The organism is Bradyrhizobium sp., from assembly GCF_019244115.1.
GTDB lineage: Bacteria > Pseudomonadota > Alphaproteobacteria > Rhizobiales > Xanthobacteraceae > Bradyrhizobium.
Window position 1 is genome coordinate 1 of sequence record NZ_JAFATE010000326.1, and the last position, 2,082, is coordinate 2,082.

Genomic DNA, 2,082 nt, shown 5'->3' on the forward strand with positions numbered 1-2,082 from the left:
CGCCTGTCGGATCTCGCCCTTCGCGTCCGTACCTGATCCGTAGCGGTACGGATCTCCCCAACCGCCGATGGTTAGGCGATTGCCGCGCGTGCGCTGGCAGTAGTTATGGCCCCAGGAGGGGTCGCTGACGGTCTCGCGTCCCTGCCAGCCGATGCGGCACCACATCTCGTCGGAGAGCGGTTCGGTTACAATGATCGCGCTGCTGAGCGGAACCATGGCCCTAGCAAAACCGGGCAGCTGCGCCGTATAGGCCTCGGTCGCCCGTACGATGACGTTGGCGCGAACCGTCCGGCCACTGCTTGTGCGGACCTGCCTCGCGCATATTTCAGCAACCCCAGTTCCCTCGTAGATGACGGCCCCGGCGCGCTCCGCGGCGGCGGCGATACCGCGAACGAGCTTTGCCGGTTGGACGCGCGCCGAGTACGTGCTGCGGACCGCAGCGACTGCTTGGCTCAGCTTAACCCGCGCGTCGCTCTCATATGCTGACAGCAGCTCCACCTCTTCGGCCGGAACGTCCCGACGGGAGAGCGCATTCTCATAGATCGTCTTGATCCGCTCAAGCTGAGCGGGGTTGGTCGCGATCGTGAGGTTGCCACTGTGGACAATGTCTGCATCGATCCCCTCCTCACGCGTAACGCCAATGACCTCGGCCACGGTGTTCCGCAAGGCGAGCTCCATGGCGGCGAGGCGATCAGGCGTTGAGCGCCCGAGGTATCGCTCGCGTGACCAGGTGAACCGGCCGGTCATGTTGCCGCCGTTGCGCCCCGACGCACCGAATCCGGCGAACTCGCGTTCGAGCACGGCCACCCCAATCTCTGGACGCGCCTTCTTCAGGTAATATGCAGTCCAAAGGCCAGTGAAACCGCCCCCGACAATGCAAACGTCGACCTCGATGTCTCGCTCCAGCTTGGGGCGGAGCTTCGGCACGCCGCCAATATCGGCGTACCAGAATGAGATGTCACCGTTCACGCCACGAAACATCGGTTAGCGTCCGATATGAGTTAGCATTTGGGACCTCAGAACCACGGGTTTGGGATCAGTGGCGCACCGTGATGATCCCTGATCGGCGCGGAGGTCCCACGGCAGCTTGCCGGACTGCGTCAACAGGCACAGCTGCTGGTACGTGTGCTGACCGCTTGGGCACGACACCTTGATGCCCCATTCCTGCTCGGGCGTGAATACGCGCTCTGGATTACGTTGGTCGCAGCTGAGGCGCTTGAGTTGAACATCACCTCGCGCTCGATCGGCTCGCCGTCGGAATGGCGAAACCTTTTGGGTTGCCACTGCCGCGTAGAGGCGAAGCGAAGCGACGCTGCGGCCCGCAAACCGCGCCGACATGTGATATCCCTCAGTGATGGTGATTATTGCTCGTCGTCCTTTGCGGACTCGGCCGTGGATCAGCCCCGGCGCGCGCGGCCCGAGCCGCTGCAGCCGGTAAAAGATAATCGTTAGCTTGGATGAAATGGGAAATGATCGTCGGTGTCAATCGTGATCTCGATAGGATCACGTTTAGTTCGCGAGACGGTTCTGAGCGCGGCAACGCCGAACCGATGCGCTCCGGCCAGCCTTCGTTAACGCCGTGGGACGCGAGGCGCCCCGGGGCGCGGCAGTGAGTGGCCGCGCCCGCCATGGCCCTCTCTGCTCGGCTGACCGAGGAAAGCTTCCGCATCTGTGTTACCCACGACAACTCCGCTGGGCTGACGCACGATGAACTAACGGGCGCGCCGCTGATCCGAGAGGGAACGGAGTAGTTTCGCGTGCTCGGGCCAGAGAAGACTCGGGGCCCAAGACCGTAAGCTCTGTCGATCCCATCACCGTGTAGGCCGTCCAGCGCTGGTGGGGCGCCTAGCGGATATGAGCGCTGACGAGCGCGGAGCATGAAACCCGCCCGCGGCCTGGACGCATCCACTCCCCAGTCAATGCTGCGCGGCCTTATCGCGGATGATGAGGACGTCGTCTTTGCGATCTCGATTTCGTGGTACCGGCTTCCACGGTGCTGACCCTCGGCCGGTTAGCTGCGCCTGTGGAACGGCATACTCCTATGGGTAAGGTGGTGGTGCGCTCGGTTCCGCATGTTGATCC

General features: G+C 63.3%; 1 protein-coding gene. It reads right to left on the minus strand.

Annotated features, from left to right (window positions below):
* On the minus strand, positions 1-981 hold a 981-nt coding region (locus tag JOZ76_RS14525), incomplete at its 3' end, for an NAD(P)/FAD-dependent oxidoreductase (protein ID WP_291699317.1).
* Between the last annotated feature and the right edge of the window lie 1,101 nt (positions 982-2,082).